The organism is Halopseudomonas salina, from assembly GCF_008641105.1.
Genome location: NZ_VTTI01000043.1, coordinates 338 through 660, shown reverse-complemented (window position 1 = coordinate 660; position 323 = coordinate 338). Strand labels below are relative to the sequence as shown.

At 53.6% G+C, this 323-nt stretch carries 1 rRNA gene (cut by a window edge); it reads left to right on the top strand.

Annotated features, from left to right (window positions below):
• A 16S ribosomal RNA gene (locus FZF01_RS19350) occupies positions 1 to 323 on the top strand; its annotated part runs 337 nt beyond the window's last position; the annotation flags it as partial.

Below are 323 nucleotides of genomic sequence, written 5' to 3'. Positions count from 1 at the left end.
CACTGGAACTGAGACACGGTCCAGACTCCTACGGGAGGCAGCAGTGGGGAATATTGCACAATGGGCGCAAGCCTGATGCAGCCATGCCGCGTGTGTGAAGAAGGCCTTCGGGTTGTAAAGCACTTTCAGTCGTGAGGAAGGTAGTGTAGTTAATAGCTGCATTATTTGACGTTAGCGACAGAAGAAGCACCGGCTAACTCCGTGCCAGCAGCCGCGGTAATACGGAGGGTGCGAGCGTTAATCGGAATTACTGGGCGTAAAGCGCATGCAGGTGGTTTGTTAAGTCAGATGTGAAAGCCCGGGGCTCAACCTCGGAATTGCAT